Consider the following 17,353-nt stretch of genomic DNA (forward strand, 5'->3'; position numbering starts at 1 on the left):
TCATACGGGAGGTTTACTCGATGTCAAAAGTGAAAATCGGCATCATCGGCGCTGGCCGAATCGGAAAAATACATGCGGAAAATCTGCTTAAGCATCCGGAGGTTGAGATCGTTGGCGTCAGCGATCTCTTCGCCGGACCTGAGCTGGAAGCGTGGGCGGAGGCAAAAGGGATTGGCCTTCTGACCAAAGATTCCGACGCCATTATCGGGCATCCTGATATCGATGCCATCTTTATCTGCTCCTCCACCGATACGCATGTGCCGCTGATCAAGCAGGCAGCGCAAGCCGGCAAGCATATTTTCTGCGAGAAGCCGGTCAGCATGTCCGTCTTGGAAACGGCTGAAGCGATAAAAGCGGTGAAGGAAGCCGGAGTTAAGCTTCAAATCGGATTCAACCGCCGCTTCGATCATAACTTCAAACGGGTAAGAGAGCATGTGGAAGCGGGAACCATCGGGGATTTGCATATCGTGAAGATCACTTCCCGCGATCCGAACCCGCCGTCCAAGGAATACATTAAAGTTTCCGGCGGACTGTTTATGGACATGGCCATTCACGATTTCGATATCGCGCGCTTCGTATCCGGCAGCGAGGTTGTGGAAGTATTCGCGCAAGGCAGCGTTCTCGTTGATCCGGTATTCGAAGAATGCGGGGATATCGATACGGCGATCGTTACTCTGAAGTTCGCGAACGGCGCTCTTGGCGTTATCGACAACAGCCGCCAGGCGGTGTACGGCTACGATCAACGCGTTGAAGTGTTTGGCTCCAAGGGCAGCGTGGCGATTGCCAACGACCATCCGAATACGGCTGTTGTGAGCACGGCGGAAGGAATTATTTCCGACAAACCGCTGCATTTCTTCCTGGAGCGTTATATGGGCGCTTACGCGGATGAGTCGAAGCAGTTTATCGACAGTCTGGTTCACGGCACGGCACTGCCGGTAACCGGAGAAGACGGATTGCAGGCGGAACGGATCGCGCTTGCCGCGAAGCTGTCCTGCAAGCTGAACCGATCGATCAAGCTGGCAGAGCTGGACGAATTGCTGTTGCAGTCTGCCATACTATAACGGAGGTATACGAACATGTCCAAGCTTATCGTCACTCCAGAGAGCGCAGCGGGTCCGGATGGCTCCGTCCTGTCCATTACGCCTGAATCGGCCGGATGGACCTACGTCGGTTTCGAGGTTCTGAAATTGCAGAAGGGCCAGGTCGTCGAGAGACAAACGGAAGACAAGGAAGTATGCCTGGTTCTGCTGAGCGGGCTGGCCAACGTAAAGGCGGCGGGCAAGGAATGGAGCGAAATCGGCCGACGGATGAGTGTTTTCGAGAAAATCCCGCCGTATTCGGTCTATGTCCCCAATGGCCAATCTTACGGAATTGAGGCTCTTACCGACTTGGAGCTTGCCGTCTGCTCCGCGCCCGGTCACGGAAACCATGAAGCGCGTTTGATCGCGCCCGAACAGGTAGGGACGGAAGTAAGGGGCTCCGGCAATATCGAACGTCTCGTCCAAAATATTTTACCGGAGCAGGAGCCGGCCGACAGTCTGCTAGTCGTAGAAGTGTTTACGCCAAGCGGCCACTGGTCCAGCTATCCGCCTCACAAGCATGACCGGGATAACCTTCCGGAGGAATCGTTCTTGGAGGAAACCTATTATTTCAAGGTAGATCCGGGACAAGGCTACGCGATTCAGCGGGTGTATACGGATGAAAGGGATCTGGATGAGACGCTGGTCGTGAAGAACGGCGAGGCCGTGCTTGTTCCGCGAGGCTATCATCCGGTTGCCGCACCTCCCGGCTATGAAGTCTATTACTTGAATGTCATGGCTGGACCGCGCCGGATATGGAAATTCCACAATGATCCCGATCATCAATGGATCTTGAACTCTACGGCCAAGTAAGCCCGGCAATTGGCGCTCTCCACGGTTGCAACTGCCGATAGAAACACTCATAATAAGAAATCATGGGGATAGGTCATCTATCCCCCATCTTACTTTTCAGAGGGATTCGGCATGAAAGCAACCATATACGATGTGGCCAAAGAAGCAGGGGTCTCGATTGCCACTGTCTCCAATGCCATTAACGGAAAAGGCAATGTCAGCAAAAAAAGACGGGAACAAATCTTTAAAATAATGGAGCAGATGAATTACCAGCCGAACGTAAACGCTTCCGCCCTGATGGGGAAGAAGACCTATACGCTGGGATTGCTTATACCGGATATATCCAACCCGTTCTTCTCCGAGATTGCGCGGGCTATCGAGGATCAGGCGCATCAATTGGGGTATAGCGTGATCATGTGCAGCACGGACAATAAAGACGAGAGAGTAGAACGTTATATTGCGCTGCTGGAACAAAAGAACGTCGACGGCATTCTTATTGGAACCGGGGTAGACAACCTGGACATCCTGACAAACCTGCAGGCCAGGAATATCCCGATCGTGATGATCTCGAGGGAAGCGACGGCTTTGGAGGTGGATACGGTTGTTGCCGACGACTATGTTGGCGGGCTCATGGCTGCGCAGCATTTGGCGGATATGGGACATACCCGGATTGCGATCTTGTCCGAGCAATTGAAGGTAAGCAGCGCCCGGGAAAGGATCCGCGGCTTCAAGCAAGGGCTGCACGACTGCCGGATTTCATTCGACGATCGCAATCTCGTTATCTGCGATTACATGGTAGAGGAAGGACGCCGCGGAGCCGGCGAGCTGCTGGGCCGCGAGGACCGTCCAACGGCGATATTCTGCTGTAACGACGTGCTGGCAATCGGGGCGATGCAGGAAGCGAGGAGTCTCGGGATCAAGGTGCCCGAGGAGCTGTCGATTGTTGGCTTTGACGATACGATCCTGGCGTCTGTCGTTGATCCGCCGCTTACGACGGTAGCACAGCCGATTGCCAGCATGGCGAAGCAGGCGTTTCAATTGATGATCTCCAATCTGGACGAAGCCGAGCCGGTCAAAAAAAGAATCGTGCTGCGGCCGGAAATCAATATCCGTCAATCGACGGCTAAAGCAAATACCTGATGAAATGCCTCCTGTAAGCCGGGAGGCATTTCATGTTTGTTCCGTGCCGGATTGGATGGCATAAGTTACGCAAAATTGGCTGGTTACAGAAGCATGCCCGGACTTTATGATGAGGTCACTAACATCATAACGCAAAGGGTGGTTACGCATGAAGGAACTCATCTCCTTTATATTTCTAACGGCGGCGTTTATCTCCGGTCCGTTTCTTATTGTATTATTCGGACGTATGGCTGTCCGCGGCGAAGAGCTTCTAGAAGCGGAGCAGAAGGCTCATTAAAAGAAAAAGACGTATGCATTGTGTCCGGAATGAGGACATGGCATACGTCTTTTTTACCACAATAGAATATCTAAGTTTTGATAACAGTTGAAAACTGAAATTCGATTTGGCGATAAAACCTACCTATAAACGCGGTCGCTCATCTTCGAGAGGCCTCGACAGAGGTTTTCTCAATTGGACATCGTCTCTCTCAAGGCTGCGGCAAATTTATCAATCCCTGTCACAATTTCGTCGATGGAAGAACGGGCATAGGATAATCGGACAAACCCCGGCTCTGTGCCAAATACGCTGCCCGGAATGAATAATACGCCATGCTTGATTCCGTTATTAAGCAGGTGGTAATCTTTGATTTTTCGATTGATTTTACACCAGAGATTTAACCCGCCTTGGGGCAAATGGAAGGAGACCTCGCTCCCAAGCTTCCGATGCAGCGCCTCCGCCATTATGTCCCGACGCAAACGAAGCGAATCCCTCAGTCGTTCCAGATGCGGAGCAAGCGAAGCGGACTCGAGCAAATGCGCGGCTATCCACTGCGGGAACAAGCTAAGGCCAAAATCCATCTGCTGCCGTGCATCCGACAGACGCTGGATAACGGTATGAGGCGCTGCCATCCAGCCTATCCGAAGGCCGGAAGCCGCTACCTTCGATAAGGAACCGATATATAAGACGCTCCCGTTCCGGTCCATGGCCTTGATAGGCGGAGGAGCGGCGTCATCGTAGGAGGTCAAGCTGAACGGATCATCCTCAACGATAGGTATTCCGAGCTGCTCGCAGCAACTCAAGACCTCTTCTCTCCGCTGGGCGCTCATGACCATTCCGGTTGGGTTCTGGAAATTCGGGTTGAGAAATACCATGCGGATCCGGTGCTGCTTGTAAAGAGCCCGTATTTCCTCCGGATCAACCCCATCTTCGTTAACCGTTAATCCGAACAAGCGGATTCCCGCCGATTGGAACATGGGCAGGGAGTAGCAATACGACGGATTTTCGATCGCGATGGCATCCCCCGGATTCAGCAGGCATTGCGTAATGAGATACAAGGATTGCTGAGAGCCCGAGGTAACCAGAATGGAATCATCGGTGGCCTGAATCCCGCGCAGCTCTTGGAGAAACCCGGTTATTGCCGAGCGGAGCGGGACATAGCCTTGAGGATCTCCGTATCCGAGCGGCTCATGAAACGGCTGGTTCCGCATAATCGACGCAATCTCTTCGTTAGGCGATAGCTCCGGAGCTAATTCTCCGTTTGCGAAGTTAATAAACGGCTCTCCGCTTTGAACCGCTTCCCGAATCCTGCGCATGAATGGAAAGTTAGGCAGGAACGAACCGCCTTCCACGTAGCGGCTCCAATTCGGCGCGGGATCCATGCCCCATAGATGCCCGCAGACGCGGGTGCCGCTTCCCGTCAGGCTTTCGATCATTCCGGAAGCGCGAAGATTCTCATAGGCTTGGACAATGGTGCTCCGGTTAACGCCCAATTGCTCGGCCAGCTTGCGTTCAGAAGGCAAGTGGCTGCCGGGAGGCAGCTCCCCTAACGAAATTCTTTGCTCCAGATAGTCCGCGATTTGTTGATACAACGGTTTTTTATCATTTCTGTCCGGTCTCCACATGCTGTTCACCTCTAAGCAATACAATACTATACGGAAGAGCCATACGTCTAAATCTGAAGCAGGGACGTTGATTTTGTCATGTCGATTAAAGTGTGCTAAAATTAGCACATATTATTGCGAAGGAGGAAACGGTCCGTCAGCTATGGCACAACTGAAACGGTTTGGATTTGGCGTACAGGCCTTAATCGTATTGGCTTCCCAGACAGAGCTGCTGACAAGCAGCGAAATTGCAGAGCGGATTCATTGCGAGCCAACCGCTTTGCGCAAGATTCTGTCGCAGCTCGTGGAGGGCGGTATCATTGAAGTGAAGCAAGGGCGTACCGGAGGCTACCAGCTGGCGAAACGTCCGGAGCTTGTTACGCTCCGCGAGGTATATAAGACCGTGCATGAAGAGGAGCCTCCATGGGACCGCATGCTGGACACAACCGGGAATCATCATTTCGGCAAAAAAGTAAACGAATCTTTCAAGCAAATCATGGCGGATATTTCCGACCAGGTTTATTTTGTGCTGGGCAACTATACGATATCCGATTTATTGGACTAGAAATAGTCGTTCATCCATTCAAGAGCAGCCTCGACAGAGGTTTTCTCAAATTCTAAGAATTTATAAGATTTATCTTATAAGCATGACTTAGAATTCTCCGGATTGAAACGCGCTACGCCAAGGAAGGCGATAGCCGTTTCACCTTGTTCCAAAATGTGCAAAAATACGCACATATTCAAAGGGGGATTTTTTATGAAAATCAAATGGTATGGCCAATCTTCATTCTTGCTGACGACAGACGAAGGCACGCGGATCTTAATCGATCCTTACGGACGTCTCCTTGGCTACAGGATGCCCAAAAATATCGAGTCCGACATCGTTGTCGTCACGCATGATCATAAGGACCATAACCAGATTCAGGTGGCTTCCGGCGAATATATGCTGGTTAATCAGCCAAGAGGATACGGGAAAAAGGAGGTGTCCATCTCAGGTATCCCGACTTTCCATGACAAAGTAGGCGGCAAGAAAAGAGGCCCTAATATCGTTTTTGTGATTAAGGCTGGGGACCTGACGGTATGTCATTGCGGTGACCTGGGACATCTGCTGACAGCGGAACAAATCGCTCAAATCGGAAAGGTGGATATTCTAATGGTTCCGGCTGGCGGAAAGATGACCTTAAACGGTACGGATGCCGCGGCGGTTATGAACCAGCTCGATCCTGCCATTACGATTCCGATGCATTACCGGACCAAGGCGCTTGGACTGCCCGGCAAGCTTTTGTTCGATAAAGTGGAGAAGTTCATCTCGGCAGCCGGCAAGCCTAGCCGGGAAGTGAAGGAGCTTGACGTGAAAAAAGAATCGCTGAAGGATTATGCAGGCATCGTTACTTTCCTGTATGATTAACGGGTAAGGGAAGGAAGGATTGTAACGATGGGCAGGCAAGCAATATCGGAATCAAACGGATTTAAATTTTTGATAACTCTCGTAACCGCCGTTGGCGGCGGGATCATTTTTTACCTACTGAATACCCCGATACCGTGGCTGCTAGGGCCAATGATTGCGGTGTTAATCGGATCAAACGCATGGAAAGGCAAATATAGATGGCCTCGCCAAATTCGCAATTCCGGCATGATGATTGTCGGGTATACCATCGGTCTGTCCATGACGGGAACGGCTCTGAAAGAGATGGGGGCGCAGCTGCCGACGATGTGCCTGATGACCGTTATTTTGCTGCTATTATGCGGGGGAATTGCCTTTGCGGTATCGAGGCTTTCGGATACGGACTTCATGACCGCTTTGCTTGGCAGCATACCCGGCGGTTTGTCGCAGGTACTGGCGCTTGCCGAGGAGACGAAAGGCGTAAATTTGACCGTTGTTACAGTGACGCAGGTCGTCCGGCTGATGATTATTGTCATTGGGATTCCGTTACTCGTGTTCAGTCCGATCTTCGGACAAGTGCATGACGCGGCGGCTGCAGCCGTGCCGATCGCGGCCAAACATGAAAACTGGGCAGCTCTATTCCCGAACATACTGATTTTTGCGCCGGTATGCGTCATTTGTGCGATTGCGGGCAACCGGATCAAATTTCCGACCGCTTTTCTGCTTGGACCCGCGATTTCTACAGCTATTCTCCAAGGAATCGGGCTGCACGGGCCGTTGCTTCCGTCTACGTTAATAAGCGCATCGCAGCTGATGATCGGCACGTATGTCGGGCTGCTGCTTAAGCCGGGCAAGCTCCAGCGGAAGGTAAGGACGTTTTCTTTTGCCATAGTAAGCGGATTGGTGTTAATGCTCTGCGCTTGGGCGCTTAGCGAGCTCATGACCTTGCTTCATCCGGTATCGCGGTCTACCGCTTTACTTAGTCTTGCGCCGGGCGGGATGGATCAGATGGGGATATTGGCCCATGAGATCAATGCGGATCTGTCGATGGTATCCGGTTATCAATTGTTCCGTACATTCTTTATTTACTTTGCGGTATCGCCGCTATTGCGATTGTTATTGCGGATCAAGCTGAAAAGCCCGCGCACGGAGCAGCCGCAATAAAATCCGTAATTGAAGGGAGAATGAACCCGTTATGAAAATTATGGTTGCCGGAGCTGCCGGCGTTGTCGGACGATTGCTGCTGCCTTTGCTGACCGAAGCGGGACACGAGGTAATGGGATTAAGCAGAAGCGCTTCCAAGCTCAAGCAAATCGAGCAAGCAGGAGCAGCAGCCGTTGTTGCCGATGTATTCGACCGGGACAGACTGTTTGAGCTGCTTAAGGATTACCGTCCGGATGTTGTGATTCATCAGCTGACCGCTCTAAGCCAATGGAATCTGGCGGATAATGCGAGAATCCGCATAGAGGGGACTCGTAACCTGGTTGATGCAGCCTTGGCTGCCGGGGTGCCGAGAATGATTGTGCAGAGTATTTCGTGGGCTTACGAGCCCGGCGAATCGGTCGCAACCGAAAAGGATCGTCTGGATGCGGAAGCGCCGCTGCCGCGAAAAATCTCGGTTGACGGTGTCATTGCGATGGAGCGGGCAGCAGCGGAAATGCCGCATTCCGTTATTTTGCGGTATGGTGCCTTGTATGGGCCGGGTACGTTTTATGACCATGAGAGCGGGATGTTTGCCGGGCAGGTGAAGCAGGGTAAGGTTCAGGCAACCGACGGCCGAACCTCGTTCCTTCATATCGAGGACGCAGCCCGCGCTGCCCTTCAGGCGCTGGATTGGCCGGCTGGTCCCGTAAACATCGTGGATGATGAACCGGCGGAGGGGAAGATCTGGCTGCCGTTATATGCCAAGACGCTTGCCGCGACGGAGCCGGTTACGCAGGATGGCATGAACCGCGGCGAGCGGGGAGCCTCGAACGAAAAGGCTAAACAGCAATACGGATGGACGCCTAAATACCCGTCTTGGCGGGATCAATTGTTAAGGACTTGAGACATTATGTATCAAGTCCTTAATTTTACAACACCAATATTCTAAAGTTCACCCCTCCTTCATCTGGAAATGAAAGCGTTATTATTTAGTTAGACCTGCCACCTAGACTTCCATCCAATAAGATTTGGGAGGTAAAGAGGCAATTATGAAGAAGATGAAGAAGGTGACGGCCGCCGTTTCCGCGTTGGCGCTTGCCATCAGTCTTAACACCGTCTATCCCGCAGTCACGCATGCTGCCATTCCGAGTTCCCCCGCTAACTCCACGATTTTTGGGCCTAATGTGTATGTCTTCGATCCATCTATGTCTAAATCCGATATTGAAAGCGTTACTAGCGCCGTATACGGCAATCAGGAAAGAAACGAATTCGGCGACGAACGGTATGCGCTGCTCTTCAAGCCGGGCACCTACAACGTCAATATGAATGTCGGCTTCAATACATCCGTAGCGGGTCTTGGTCAGAACCCGGATGATGTTACGATAACAGGCGCTTTAAATGTCGATGCCAAATGGGATAACGGCAATGCTACCCGAAACTTCTGGCGTTCCATCGAGAACGTGAAGATCGCTCCGGCAGATCCGAATGCAACCGTCAGATACGCCGTCTCACAGGCGGCCCCGATGCGCCGCGTGCATGTCGTAAGCAAGGATATGCATCTGTTTGATTTTACGGCATCCTGGGATGCGGGCTGGGCGAGCGGCGGATATCTGGCGGATTCCAAGATCGACGCCAATATTATTCCGGCTTCCCAGCAGCAATGGTTCTCCCGCAACAGCGAATGGAACAGCTGGTCGAACGGCGTATGGAACATGGTGTTCGTCGGGGATAAAAACGCGCCTTCCGGCGAATTCCCGGATTCTCCTTATACAGTCATCGATAAAACGCCGGTTGTGAAAGAAAAGCCTTATCTTTACGTCGATCACCAAGGACACTACCAAGTGTTTGTTCCTTCGCTCGAGACGAATACGCAAGGCGTCAGCTGGGTGAACGGCCAGACGCCGGGGCAGTCGATCTCCATCGATGATTTCTATATCGCGAAGCCAGACTCGGCTACTTCGGCAGCTATCAACGCCGCTTTGGAGGATGGGAAAAACCTGTTCTTCACCCCTGGCATTTATCATTTAAGCGACACGATTCACGTAACCAACCCGAATACCGTTGTATACGGCATCGGACTGCCGACATTGATCCCGGATAACGGGCAGGACGTCATTGTTATTGACGATGTAGACGGGGTTAACGTATCCGGGCTTGTTATCGAGGCAGGCGAGCAAACCTCCTCTACGCTACTGAAGGTAGGTGAACCGGGTAGCGCAACCGATCACTCGGCCAATCCGATCTTGCTCTCCGATGTGTTCTTCCGCACCGGCGGTCATGTGAATGGCAGCAATGACACGGCCCTCGAAATTAACAGCAATGATGTCATCGGCGATCACTTCTGGATCTGGCGCGCCGACCACGGAGCCGGAGCAGCGTGGACATCCAATGTCTCGAAGAACGGTCTTGTCGTTAATGGGGACGACGTTACCATCTACGGTCTATTTAACGAGCATCATAATGAATATCAAACGGTCTGGAACGGCAACGGCGGACGGTTATATTTCTATCAATCGGAAATCCCCTACGATGTTCCGGATCAACAATCCTGGATGAGCCATAACGGAACGGTTAACGGTTACGCCTCTTACAAAATCGGCGATCAAGTAACCAGCCATGAAGCTTGGGGGCTTGGCATTTATTCGTACTTCCGGGATGCGGCGGTTAAGCTGGAGAACGCGATTGAAGCACCGGCTAATCCGGGCATCAAATTGCATAATCTGACGACGATTTGGCTGAACGGAACCTCAGGCAGCGAGATTACGCATATTGTCAACGGCAACGGCGGAAGCGTAACCTCCAGCAGCAACATGCGACAAACGATGAAATTGTTCGTGGGGGGCGACGCGGAAGCGCCAACCGCTCCAACAGGCTTGACCGCAACGCCGGTATCCAGCAGTCAGATTAACCTCAGCTGGACGGCTTCGACCGATAACGTTGGCGTTGAGGGTTATGAGATATACCGGAACAACACGCTGATCGGATCTACGATCGCTACCGCATACAACAGTACGGGGTTAAAGGCGTTGACCGGCTATACGTATAAAATCGTGGCAAAAGACGGAAGCGGCAACCGATCGGCAGCCAGCAGCCCGGCAACGGCCGTAACGCCGGAAATATCCGGCGGCGCGCTTGACCGCACAGGCTGGACGGCGGAATCGTCGCCTTCCAGCGGTGATGCTCCGGCCAATATGTTCGATGGAGCAGGAACCCGTTGGAGTGCGGGAGTTCCGATGGCAAACGGCCAGTATATTATCGTGGATATGAAAACGGCAGCGGATATTACGAAGATTGTAACGGAATCGAGCGGGTCCGATTATGCCAAGAGCTATGAAGTATACGTATCCGCGGACGGCACGAATTGGGGAAGCAGCGCAGCCAGCGGCAATGGAGCAAGCGGTGCAACAACCATTAATGTCACGGCAGCGGGCGTCCGCTATATCAAATTGGTTCAGACCGGTACATCCAGCAGCTGGTGGTCCATCAATGAATTTAACGTATACGGCGTATATCAGAATACGCAGGTGGACACAACTGCGCCGGATACCGCAATTGTTTCTTCACCGGCAGCCGTATCGGGCGACAGTACCCCGTCGTTTACGTTCGGCAGCAATGAAGACGGATCAACCTTTGAGTGCAGCCTGGATAACAACGGTGAATATTATGCAGCTTGTACTTCTCCGGTTACTTTTTCGAAGCTTGCGGACGGCTCTCATACGCTGTATGTCCGCGCGGTAGATATTTTTGGCAATACGGACGAAACGCCTGTCCCGTACACGTGGGTGATTGATACGGTGAAGCCGGTGATTACGATAAACGGCGACCCGGTTGTTCAATTGGAGAAGGGAACGGCTTACACCGATCCCGGAGCAGCTGCTACGGATAATCATGACGGGGATTTAACCGGGCAGATTACGGTTACGGGAACGGTTGATCCAACAACGGCAGGAGACTATACGGTTCAATATAATGTATCCGATGCCGCAGGCAATGCCGCCGTTACCGTAACCCGTACGGTCCGCGTGCTGGAGCCGGTCGTGTCGGAAGGACCTTCCGCTACGATTACCGGCGCGCCTAATGCCCTTGCCAACAGCAGCTCGGCTTCTTTCAGCTTTATAAGCAACGAGGAGAATGCGACCTTTGAATACAGCTTGGATGATTCGGACTGGACAGCGTCGGCTTCACCTCTCGTATTATCGGAGCTTGCCGACGGACCACATACCTTGCAAGTTCATGCCGGGAATGGCCAAGTAACAGGCGAAGCCGCATCGTACACTTGGACGATAGATACAGTGAAGCCGGTTATTACGCTTAACGGCGATGCGGAAATTCAGATCACGAGAGGCACGGCTTATCAAGATCAAGGAGCAACGGCAACGGACAGCAGACAAGGAAACTTAAATAACGTTGTTACAACAGGCGATGTTGTAGATGTAAATACTGTTGGCGTCTATACAATTCACTATAACGCGACTGATGATGCCGGCAATGCGGCCGACGAAGTCAGCCGTACGGTGCGGGTAGTAGCTCCGCCTCCGGTGATCAGCGGTCCATCGCTATCCAGTGATGCCAATTTGAAAGCCATCAGCCTGTCCGCCAAAGGGCAAGCCATCAGGTTGTCCCCAGCTTTCAGCCCGGCTACTACCGACTATACGGCTGAGACGGAAGCTGATCAAGTAGAAGTAAGCGCGACTGTATCGGATTCCAAGGCAAGAATAGGGCTCAAAGTAAACGGCCAGGTTCCGGCATCGCAAAGCTCCGTTCATCTAACGCTTGGAGCTAACGTGCTGGAGTGGACGGTAGCAGCGGAGAACGGCAATACAAAAACGTATAAAGTGACCGTTACCCGCACAGCAGTTCCGGCTCCGGTCTTTAAGGATCTTCAGGGGCATTGGGCGGAGGAACTGATCAAGCAAGCTGCGGAGAAAAAGATAGTGAACGGCTATGCGGACGGTACGTTCCGTCCGGACAATACCGTTACGCGTGCCGAATTTGTCGTTATGCTCGTGAAGGCACTGCAGCTGCCGGTCTCAAGCAAGGAAGCGACGTTTACCGACGGAGCAAGCATTCAGGAATGGGCCGAAGATGCGATTGCAATCGCCGTCAATGCCGGTATAATTAACGGCTATGCCGACGGAACCTTCCGTCCGGACGCTGCCATTACCCGTGCGGAGATGGCGGTTATCATTGCGCGTATCCTCCAATTGCCGGCAGCTTCCGCCGGGACTACGGGATTCAGCGATGATGAGGCTATTCCGGCATGGTCGAAACAAGCGATAGAAGCGTTAAAGCAAGCAGGAATCCTTAACGGGCGCGGAGACAATCTGTTTGCGCCAAATGGAACGGCCACGCGCGCCGAGGCTGTTGTGCTGCTGCTCAGGCTTCTGGAGCAATAGGCAGCTAGAAAACCACGCCAACCTGCGTGGTTTTCTAGTATTAATTTCCATATTAAACATGGCATGCTTAATCGCGTAGATTAATAGGATGATGGGATGTGAAAAGAATGGCCGAAATTACGGCAGGTCGTAATCAGCTTACGTTTGATATTGTTATTCAGGCTGCGCCAGAGGATGTATGGGCTGCGGTTGCCACTTCAGAGGGGGCTCAGGCAACCTTATTTGGATGCACGATGCAATCCACCTTTGAGCCGGGAGCGCGAATTGAATTCCGCAGGCAAGGGGCGGACGGAGACAACACGCTGCATGTATACGGTTTTGTACGCAGCTATGAACCCAACCATGAATTTGCTTATGAACAGCATGCCGCGCCGGCTTACGACCCTCATCATGAGACAAATTATTGCGATATGCACTTCCGTATTATTCCTGAAGGAGAGGAGACCCGACAGATTCTTACCTGTGACTGGACGGCTGGCAATGCCGGCTATGAGCATGCCAAGGCGACTTATCCCGAGTCCGATTATATGGATGGAATTAAGCGTTTTGCGGAATCGCGGTAATCGCCTTTTTTGAGGCAAAAGATAAGCTGCTCACGCTGCTTAAAGATTTTATCGACCTGCCGAGCTGTCCTTGATTGATAAAACGATGGAGCAGCAGCTTATTATTAATCAGTTGTTTATTACGATGGAAACGGTCAACTTTATGAGCGTACAGCAAAACACGTTTGTTACCGAGATCAACCAAATTAACAATATAATTAACGTATTCGAAAATGATGGCCCACCGGATGTAGCAACGGCTACTTCGTTAACGGTGCCGACAGCCGGAGATTACACGGCAGATTGGAGCGTGTCCTTTCTGCCGCCTCCAACCCATTGCGCGTTCGGAATTTTTATTAACGGCACCTTGCATCCCGCAACCACCTCGGGGCTAGCTGTAACCGACGGTCAGCAAGTCAACGACGTAGGGGCAACGGCTATAATGCGTCTAGGTGCCAATGATGTGGTCGAGCTTCGGGCGCTTATCCCTGCGACCAGCACTCAGACCGCAATCAATATTAGCGCGGTCATCCAATACCCGCCCTTTGGAGGCGTAGCCGACCAGCCTATCGCCAGTGCATCGCTTAGAATCATCAAGCTGACCGCTTAACCGGATTTTTTGTTTGTTATTTTCGCAAGGCTAGACAGGATTGTCTAGCCTTGTTTGTTATGTCCGGGTTTGTTTATCGGTTACATGGTTCGCGCATCGGTTGACGCCAAACTGCAACGTATGCTAATCTTGACTACGTTACTTATTTAGTAAATTAGTAAATAAGTATGAAGGGGATGATGAGCAAATGGAGAAACAGCGCAAGCGCGAGCTAGGGACGGCTTACGCCCAAACCTTCCGGAGAATGGGTGTTTATCAGATTCGGAATACGGAGAACGGGAAAATTCTGGTGCTTGGCTCAATGGATTTGGATGGGGCAAAGAACCGGCTCGCCTTCATGCAGCAGACAAACATGAACACCGTATTCGAATTGCAGCAGGATTGGAACAAATACGGGGGAAGCTGCTTTGTTTTTGAAGAGTTGGATTCGATCAAGCCGCGCGAAGAGAATGTGACGGACCGTTCCGAGCTGAAAAAATATCAGGCGGAAGTGGATGCTCTACTCGAGCTTTGGATCGAGAAGCTTCAGCCCTATGAAGAAAAAGGCTATAACCGCCGGCCGCGCGCGAATTAAATCGTAACAACCTGTCATGCGATAATATACGGAACAACCCGCGACTTCCTTTGGAGGCTGCGGGTTGTTTTTGCATTCGGTGCGAATAAAACAAGCAAAAAGCTTCAGAAAGCGATGCCCGCGACGTAGTTAAGCTTGCTACTCTATCCTTGTTCACCTACAATCGAATTTAGGACATTATCGGAGCTTGACGTGGGAAGAGGGGAATAGCCATGCTGACTTATACCGATCGGCAGTTTGATGGCGTTGATTTCAGCGGGGAAGATTTCAGGGAAGCCGAGCTGACGCGCTGCGCTTTCATAAAATGCAAGTTTATCGGCGCTCGGTTGGAGGAAGCTATTACGACGGGCTGCAAGTTCGAGGAATGCGATTTCCATGGCGCCGCGCTTAATGCTTCCGTGCATACTGAGTCGGCGTTTACGAATTGCTTGTTGGAAGGAGCAAATCTGTTTGTCGCAAAGTTCACGGCCTGCAAAATGACCGGCTCCGACTTTACGCGTGCCGAGCTGAGCGGAATAACGATAGTTAAAGGCGACTGGTCCTATACGAACCTCAGGCATGTAAAGCTGGACAAGCAAAATCTGAGGGATATCCGCTTCGTGGAAGCCGATTTGATGGGAGCTTCGCTCGAGAAATCCGATCTTCGCAAATGCGATCTGACAAGGGCAAACCTGACGCAAACGAACTTAAGCGGCGCGGACTTGCGGGGGGCCGAACTGGAAGGCGTACCTTGGAAGACGGTTAATCTTAAGGGAGCCCGGATGGATGCCATACAAGCGATTGTGCTGCTCAGGTCGCTAGGCGCTAAGGTAGAATGATGAAAGCGCATTAAAAATCTGCTAGGATAGAGTGGTTAGCACTTATCCTGTCATCATTTCATCATACATAAGGGGAGAAGCGGAAATGGCGGAATCTTCGGGCATTACGAGCTTTCTGGAAACAGTGGATATAGAATCCGGCGAGCGGAGCGTCCTGGCGTCTTTCGATTATCTGATTGAGGCGCCGAACTGGACAAGCGACGGTAAGACGCTTATTTATAACAGCAAGGGCCGGATATACAGCTTTAATATTGAACAAGGGACTAGCACGGAGATCCCGTCCTCCTTCGCCGTGCATTGCAATAACGACCACGTATTGTCACCGGATAATACCCGTCTTGCGGTCAGCCATCATACGAGAGAAGACGGACAGTCCCGTATTTATACGTTCCCGCTGGAGGGAGGAGATCCCGTTCTTGTCACTCCGATGGGACCAAGCTATCTGCACGGCTGGTCGCCGGATGGCCGAACCCTCGCTTATTGCGCGGAGAGAAACGGACAGTACGACATTTATACGATACCGGCAATCGGCGGCGAAGAGACGCAGCTCACGAATACGCCGGGACTCGATGACGGTCCCGAATATTCGCCGGATGGCGGCTATATCTGGTTCAACTCCGTCAGAACGGGCCTTATGCAGATCTGGCGAATGAAGGCCGACGGCAGCGAGCAGACGCAAATGACGTTCGACGAGAGCAACAGCTGGTTCCCTCATGTGTCGCCGGACGGCAAGCAGGTTGCTTATATCACCTACCGTAAGGGGGATGTGGCACCGGGAGATCATCCGGCCAACAAGCATGTGGAGCTCCGTCTGATGGACAGCAATGGCGGAGAATACCGGACGCTTGTTAAGTTGTTTGGCGGACAAGGGACGATTAACGTCAATTCCTGGTCGCCGGACAGCCGGAAGCTTGCTTTTGTCAGCTATCGTTTGGAATCCTAATACGGAATTATAAAAGCCGCTCTGCGCCTGCCTTTTGAAAGGGGGCGATAGAGCGGCTTTTTCCTGTCTTCCGCAAGTCCTCTATAGGCAGGAATGCTTCATAAACTGGATGAAGGAGCGGACATGGAAAGCCATAATATCGGCCTTTCGGAAGGCCAGGCAAATATGGCGCTGCTGCACGTTTCCCGGCAGCTCGCGAAGCACCAGCTCCTTCGCCTGCACCTCTCTTGTCACGCTCCGCCAAGGCAGCATGCCAATGCCAATCCCGTGCTTAACGGATTCCTTGATCGTCTCGATCGCCCCAAGCTCCATGATAACCCTCCATTCCAGGCCGTTATCCCTCGCCCATAGCTCGGACAACTCTCTGGAAGTAGAGCCGTGTTCATGCAGAAGGAAGGATTCATTCTTTAAATCTTCAACAAGGATGGTTTCTTTGTGGGCAAGCGGATGATTATAAGGCAGCACCAGCTTCAAATCGTCATCCGCCAGCGGAATAATCTCGAGATCGTCGAAGGGGCGGACGATCAGCGATACAACCGCGACATCAATCTCGAATTCTCTCAGCAGATTGATAACGGTACCGGCCTGCTTTACCGTCATTTGCGGCATAACCTTGTCGTATTTAGCCTGAAAGGCAGCTAAATAGGGTGGGAGGAAATAGGTAGCGGGCGTATAGCTTGCCCCTATTTTCAGATGCCCCCGGCCCTGCTCCCGGTGCTCCTTCATCAACTGGCTGGACTCATCCAATAACGCGCATATCCGCTTGGCATAAGGCAGCAAGGTTTGTCCCGCATCCGTCAGGCGCAGCTGCCGGGGATGCTTATAGAACAGCTCAACGCCTAGCGACTCCTCCAGTTTTTTTAGATGAAAGCTTACCGTTGGCTGTTTAAGCTGCAGCTCGGCTGCAACCTCGGTTAAGGTAGACAGGCGTGCGGCATGGGCAAATACGCGAAGCTGCTGAATATTCATTATGGGCTCATCTCCTTAACTCTTCTTGTCATACTATAGATAATTTCGATGAAGCTATCAATATGAATAGATATTATTTAATATAACTTTATCATTCACTTAA

Annotated in this window: 16 protein-coding genes; 14 read left to right on the forward strand and 2 right to left on the reverse strand. The window is 51.9% G+C overall.

Annotated features, from left to right (window positions below):
• Positions 1 to 20: 20 nt before the first annotated feature.
• The 4 genes from iolG (at position 21) to ACR9FF_RS09235 (ending at position 3,288) form a co-directional block, all read left to right on the forward strand.
• Positions 21 to 1,061 (forward strand): inositol 2-dehydrogenase, encoded by a 1,041-nt coding sequence (iolG, locus tag ACR9FF_RS09220; protein WP_127493621.1) that lies wholly within the window; start codon positions 21 to 23, stop codon positions 1,059 to 1,061.
• Between the two features lie 15 nt (positions 1,062 to 1,076).
• On the forward strand, positions 1,077 to 1,892 hold the full coding sequence (gene iolB / locus ACR9FF_RS09225; protein ID WP_317979212.1) for a 5-deoxy-glucuronate isomerase: 816 nt from the start codon (positions 1,077 to 1,079) through the stop codon (positions 1,890 to 1,892).
• 111 nt (positions 1,893 to 2,003) lie between these two features.
• Positions 2,004 to 3,011 carry a LacI family DNA-binding transcriptional regulator gene (locus ACR9FF_RS09230; protein ID WP_435170534.1) on the forward strand — a complete coding sequence of 336 codons (1,008 nt, stop codon included), beginning with the start codon at positions 2,004 to 2,006 and terminating at the stop codon, positions 3,009 to 3,011.
• 148 nt (positions 3,012 to 3,159) lie between these two features.
• The gene (locus ACR9FF_RS09235; protein WP_268960325.1) at positions 3,160 to 3,288 is read left to right on the forward strand and encodes a hypothetical protein; all 129 of its coding nucleotides are present in this window, start codon (positions 3,160 to 3,162) and stop codon (positions 3,286 to 3,288) included.
• A 170-nt stretch (positions 3,289 to 3,458) separates the two neighbouring features.
• Here the strand turns inward: ACR9FF_RS09235 and ACR9FF_RS09240 are convergent, their stop codons facing one another.
• Entirely contained in the window at positions 3,459 to 4,892 is a 1,434-nt protein-coding gene (locus ACR9FF_RS09240; RefSeq protein WP_435170536.1) for a PLP-dependent aminotransferase family protein, read from the reverse strand.
• A 142-nt stretch (positions 4,893 to 5,034) separates the two neighbouring features.
• On the opposite strand from ACR9FF_RS09240, the gene ACR9FF_RS09245 reads away from it, so the two are divergent.
• The 10 genes from ACR9FF_RS09245 to ACR9FF_RS09290 all read left to right on the forward strand — a co-directional run bounded on the left by ACR9FF_RS09245 (position 5,035) and on the right by ACR9FF_RS09290 (position 16,281).
• Positions 5,035 to 5,436, forward strand: coding sequence for an Rrf2 family transcriptional regulator (locus tag ACR9FF_RS09245; protein WP_015843559.1), 402 nt, complete (start codon positions 5,035 to 5,037; stop codon positions 5,434 to 5,436).
• A gap of 192 nt (positions 5,437 to 5,628) precedes the next feature.
• Positions 5,629 to 6,279 carry an MBL fold metallo-hydrolase gene (locus ACR9FF_RS09250; RefSeq protein WP_435170538.1) on the forward strand — a complete coding sequence of 217 codons (651 nt, stop codon included), beginning with the start codon at positions 5,629 to 5,631 and terminating at the stop codon, positions 6,277 to 6,279.
• A gap of 27 nt (positions 6,280 to 6,306) precedes the next feature.
• Positions 6,307 to 7,419, forward strand: a complete 1,113-nt coding sequence (locus ACR9FF_RS09255; protein WP_435170540.1) for an AbrB family transcriptional regulator — start codon at positions 6,307 to 6,309, stop codon at positions 7,417 to 7,419.
• Between the two features lie 31 nt (positions 7,420 to 7,450).
• Positions 7,451 to 8,302 (forward strand): NAD-dependent epimerase/dehydratase family protein, encoded by an 852-nt coding sequence (locus ACR9FF_RS09260; RefSeq protein ID WP_435170542.1) that lies wholly within the window; start codon positions 7,451 to 7,453, stop codon positions 8,300 to 8,302.
• A gap of 145 nt (positions 8,303 to 8,447) precedes the next feature.
• The gene (locus ACR9FF_RS09265) at positions 8,448 to 12,794 is read left to right on the forward strand and encodes an S-layer homology domain-containing protein (protein WP_435170544.1); all 4,347 of its coding nucleotides are present in this window, start codon (positions 8,448 to 8,450) and stop codon (positions 12,792 to 12,794) included.
• 107 nt (positions 12,795 to 12,901) lie between these two features.
• Positions 12,902 to 13,357, forward strand: a complete 456-nt coding sequence (locus ACR9FF_RS09270) for an SRPBCC domain-containing protein (RefSeq protein WP_435172076.1) — start codon at positions 12,902 to 12,904, stop codon at positions 13,355 to 13,357.
• 70 nt (positions 13,358 to 13,427) lie between these two features.
• Positions 13,428 to 13,946: a hypothetical protein gene (locus ACR9FF_RS09275; protein WP_435170546.1), complete on the forward strand. Its 519-nt coding sequence runs from the start codon at positions 13,428 to 13,430 to the stop codon at positions 13,944 to 13,946.
• A gap of 187 nt (positions 13,947 to 14,133) precedes the next feature.
• A complete protein-coding gene (locus ACR9FF_RS09280) occupies positions 14,134 to 14,520 on the forward strand; it encodes a GIY-YIG nuclease family protein (protein WP_127493641.1) in 387 nt (128 codons plus the stop codon).
• A 212-nt stretch (positions 14,521 to 14,732) separates the two neighbouring features.
• On the forward strand, positions 14,733 to 15,338 hold the full coding sequence (locus tag ACR9FF_RS09285; protein ID WP_435170548.1) for a pentapeptide repeat-containing protein: 606 nt from the start codon (positions 14,733 to 14,735) through the stop codon (positions 15,336 to 15,338).
• Between the two features lie 85 nt (positions 15,339 to 15,423).
• Positions 15,424 to 16,281, forward strand: a complete 858-nt coding sequence (locus ACR9FF_RS09290; protein ID WP_435170550.1) for a TolB family protein — start codon at positions 15,424 to 15,426, stop codon at positions 16,279 to 16,281.
• 81 nt (positions 16,282 to 16,362) lie between these two features.
• Here ACR9FF_RS09290 and ACR9FF_RS09295 read toward each other — a convergent pair whose 3' ends face one another.
• Positions 16,363 to 17,250, reverse strand: a complete 888-nt coding sequence (locus ACR9FF_RS09295; protein ID WP_435170552.1) for a LysR family transcriptional regulator — start codon at positions 17,248 to 17,250, stop codon at positions 16,363 to 16,365.
• Between the last annotated feature and the right edge of the window lie 103 nt (positions 17,251 to 17,353).

The sequence above is a fragment of the Paenibacillus glycanilyticus genome, from assembly GCF_051200795.1.
In the GTDB taxonomy this organism is placed as follows: domain Bacteria; phylum Bacillota; class Bacilli; order Paenibacillales; family Paenibacillaceae; genus Pristimantibacillus; species Pristimantibacillus glycanilyticus.

Excerpts from the sequence above, each read along its gene's own strand:
- ACR9FF_RS09285 (WP_435170548.1), top strand. The coding sequence starts at position 14,733 with ATGCTGACTTATACCGATCGGCAGTTTGATGGCGTTGATTTCAGCGGG.
- ACR9FF_RS09260 (WP_435170542.1), top strand. The coding sequence starts at position 7,451 with ATGAAAATTATGGTTGCCGGAGCTGCCGGCGTTGTCGGACGATTGCTG.
- ACR9FF_RS09280 (WP_127493641.1), top strand. The coding sequence starts at position 14,134 with ATGGAGAAACAGCGCAAGCGCGAGCTAGGGACGGCTTACGCCCAAACC.
- ACR9FF_RS09295 (WP_435170552.1), bottom strand. The coding sequence starts at position 17,250 with ATGAATATTCAGCAGCTTCGCGTATTTGCCCATGCCGCACGCCTGTCT.
- ACR9FF_RS09255 (WP_435170540.1), top strand. The coding sequence starts at position 6,307 with ATGGGCAGGCAAGCAATATCGGAATCAAACGGATTTAAATTTTTGATA.
- ACR9FF_RS09265 (WP_435170544.1), top strand. The coding sequence starts at position 8,448 with ATGAAGAAGATGAAGAAGGTGACGGCCGCCGTTTCCGCGTTGGCGCTT.
- ACR9FF_RS09240 (WP_435170536.1), bottom strand. The coding sequence starts at position 4,892 with ATGTGGAGACCGGACAGAAATGATAAAAAACCGTTGTATCAACAAATC.
- ACR9FF_RS09235 (WP_268960325.1), top strand. The coding sequence starts at position 3,160 with ATGAAGGAACTCATCTCCTTTATATTTCTAACGGCGGCGTTTATCTCC.
- iolG (WP_127493621.1), top strand. The coding sequence starts at position 21 with ATGTCAAAAGTGAAAATCGGCATCATCGGCGCTGGCCGAATCGGAAAA.
- iolB (WP_317979212.1), top strand. The coding sequence starts at position 1,077 with ATGTCCAAGCTTATCGTCACTCCAGAGAGCGCAGCGGGTCCGGATGGC.
- ACR9FF_RS09250 (WP_435170538.1), top strand. The coding sequence starts at position 5,629 with ATGAAAATCAAATGGTATGGCCAATCTTCATTCTTGCTGACGACAGAC.
- ACR9FF_RS09290 (WP_435170550.1), top strand. The coding sequence starts at position 15,424 with ATGGCGGAATCTTCGGGCATTACGAGCTTTCTGGAAACAGTGGATATA.
- ACR9FF_RS09270 (WP_435172076.1), top strand. The coding sequence starts at position 12,902 with ATGGCCGAAATTACGGCAGGTCGTAATCAGCTTACGTTTGATATTGTT.
- ACR9FF_RS09230 (WP_435170534.1), top strand. The coding sequence starts at position 2,004 with ATGAAAGCAACCATATACGATGTGGCCAAAGAAGCAGGGGTCTCGATT.
- ACR9FF_RS09245 (WP_015843559.1), top strand. The coding sequence starts at position 5,035 with ATGGCACAACTGAAACGGTTTGGATTTGGCGTACAGGCCTTAATCGTA.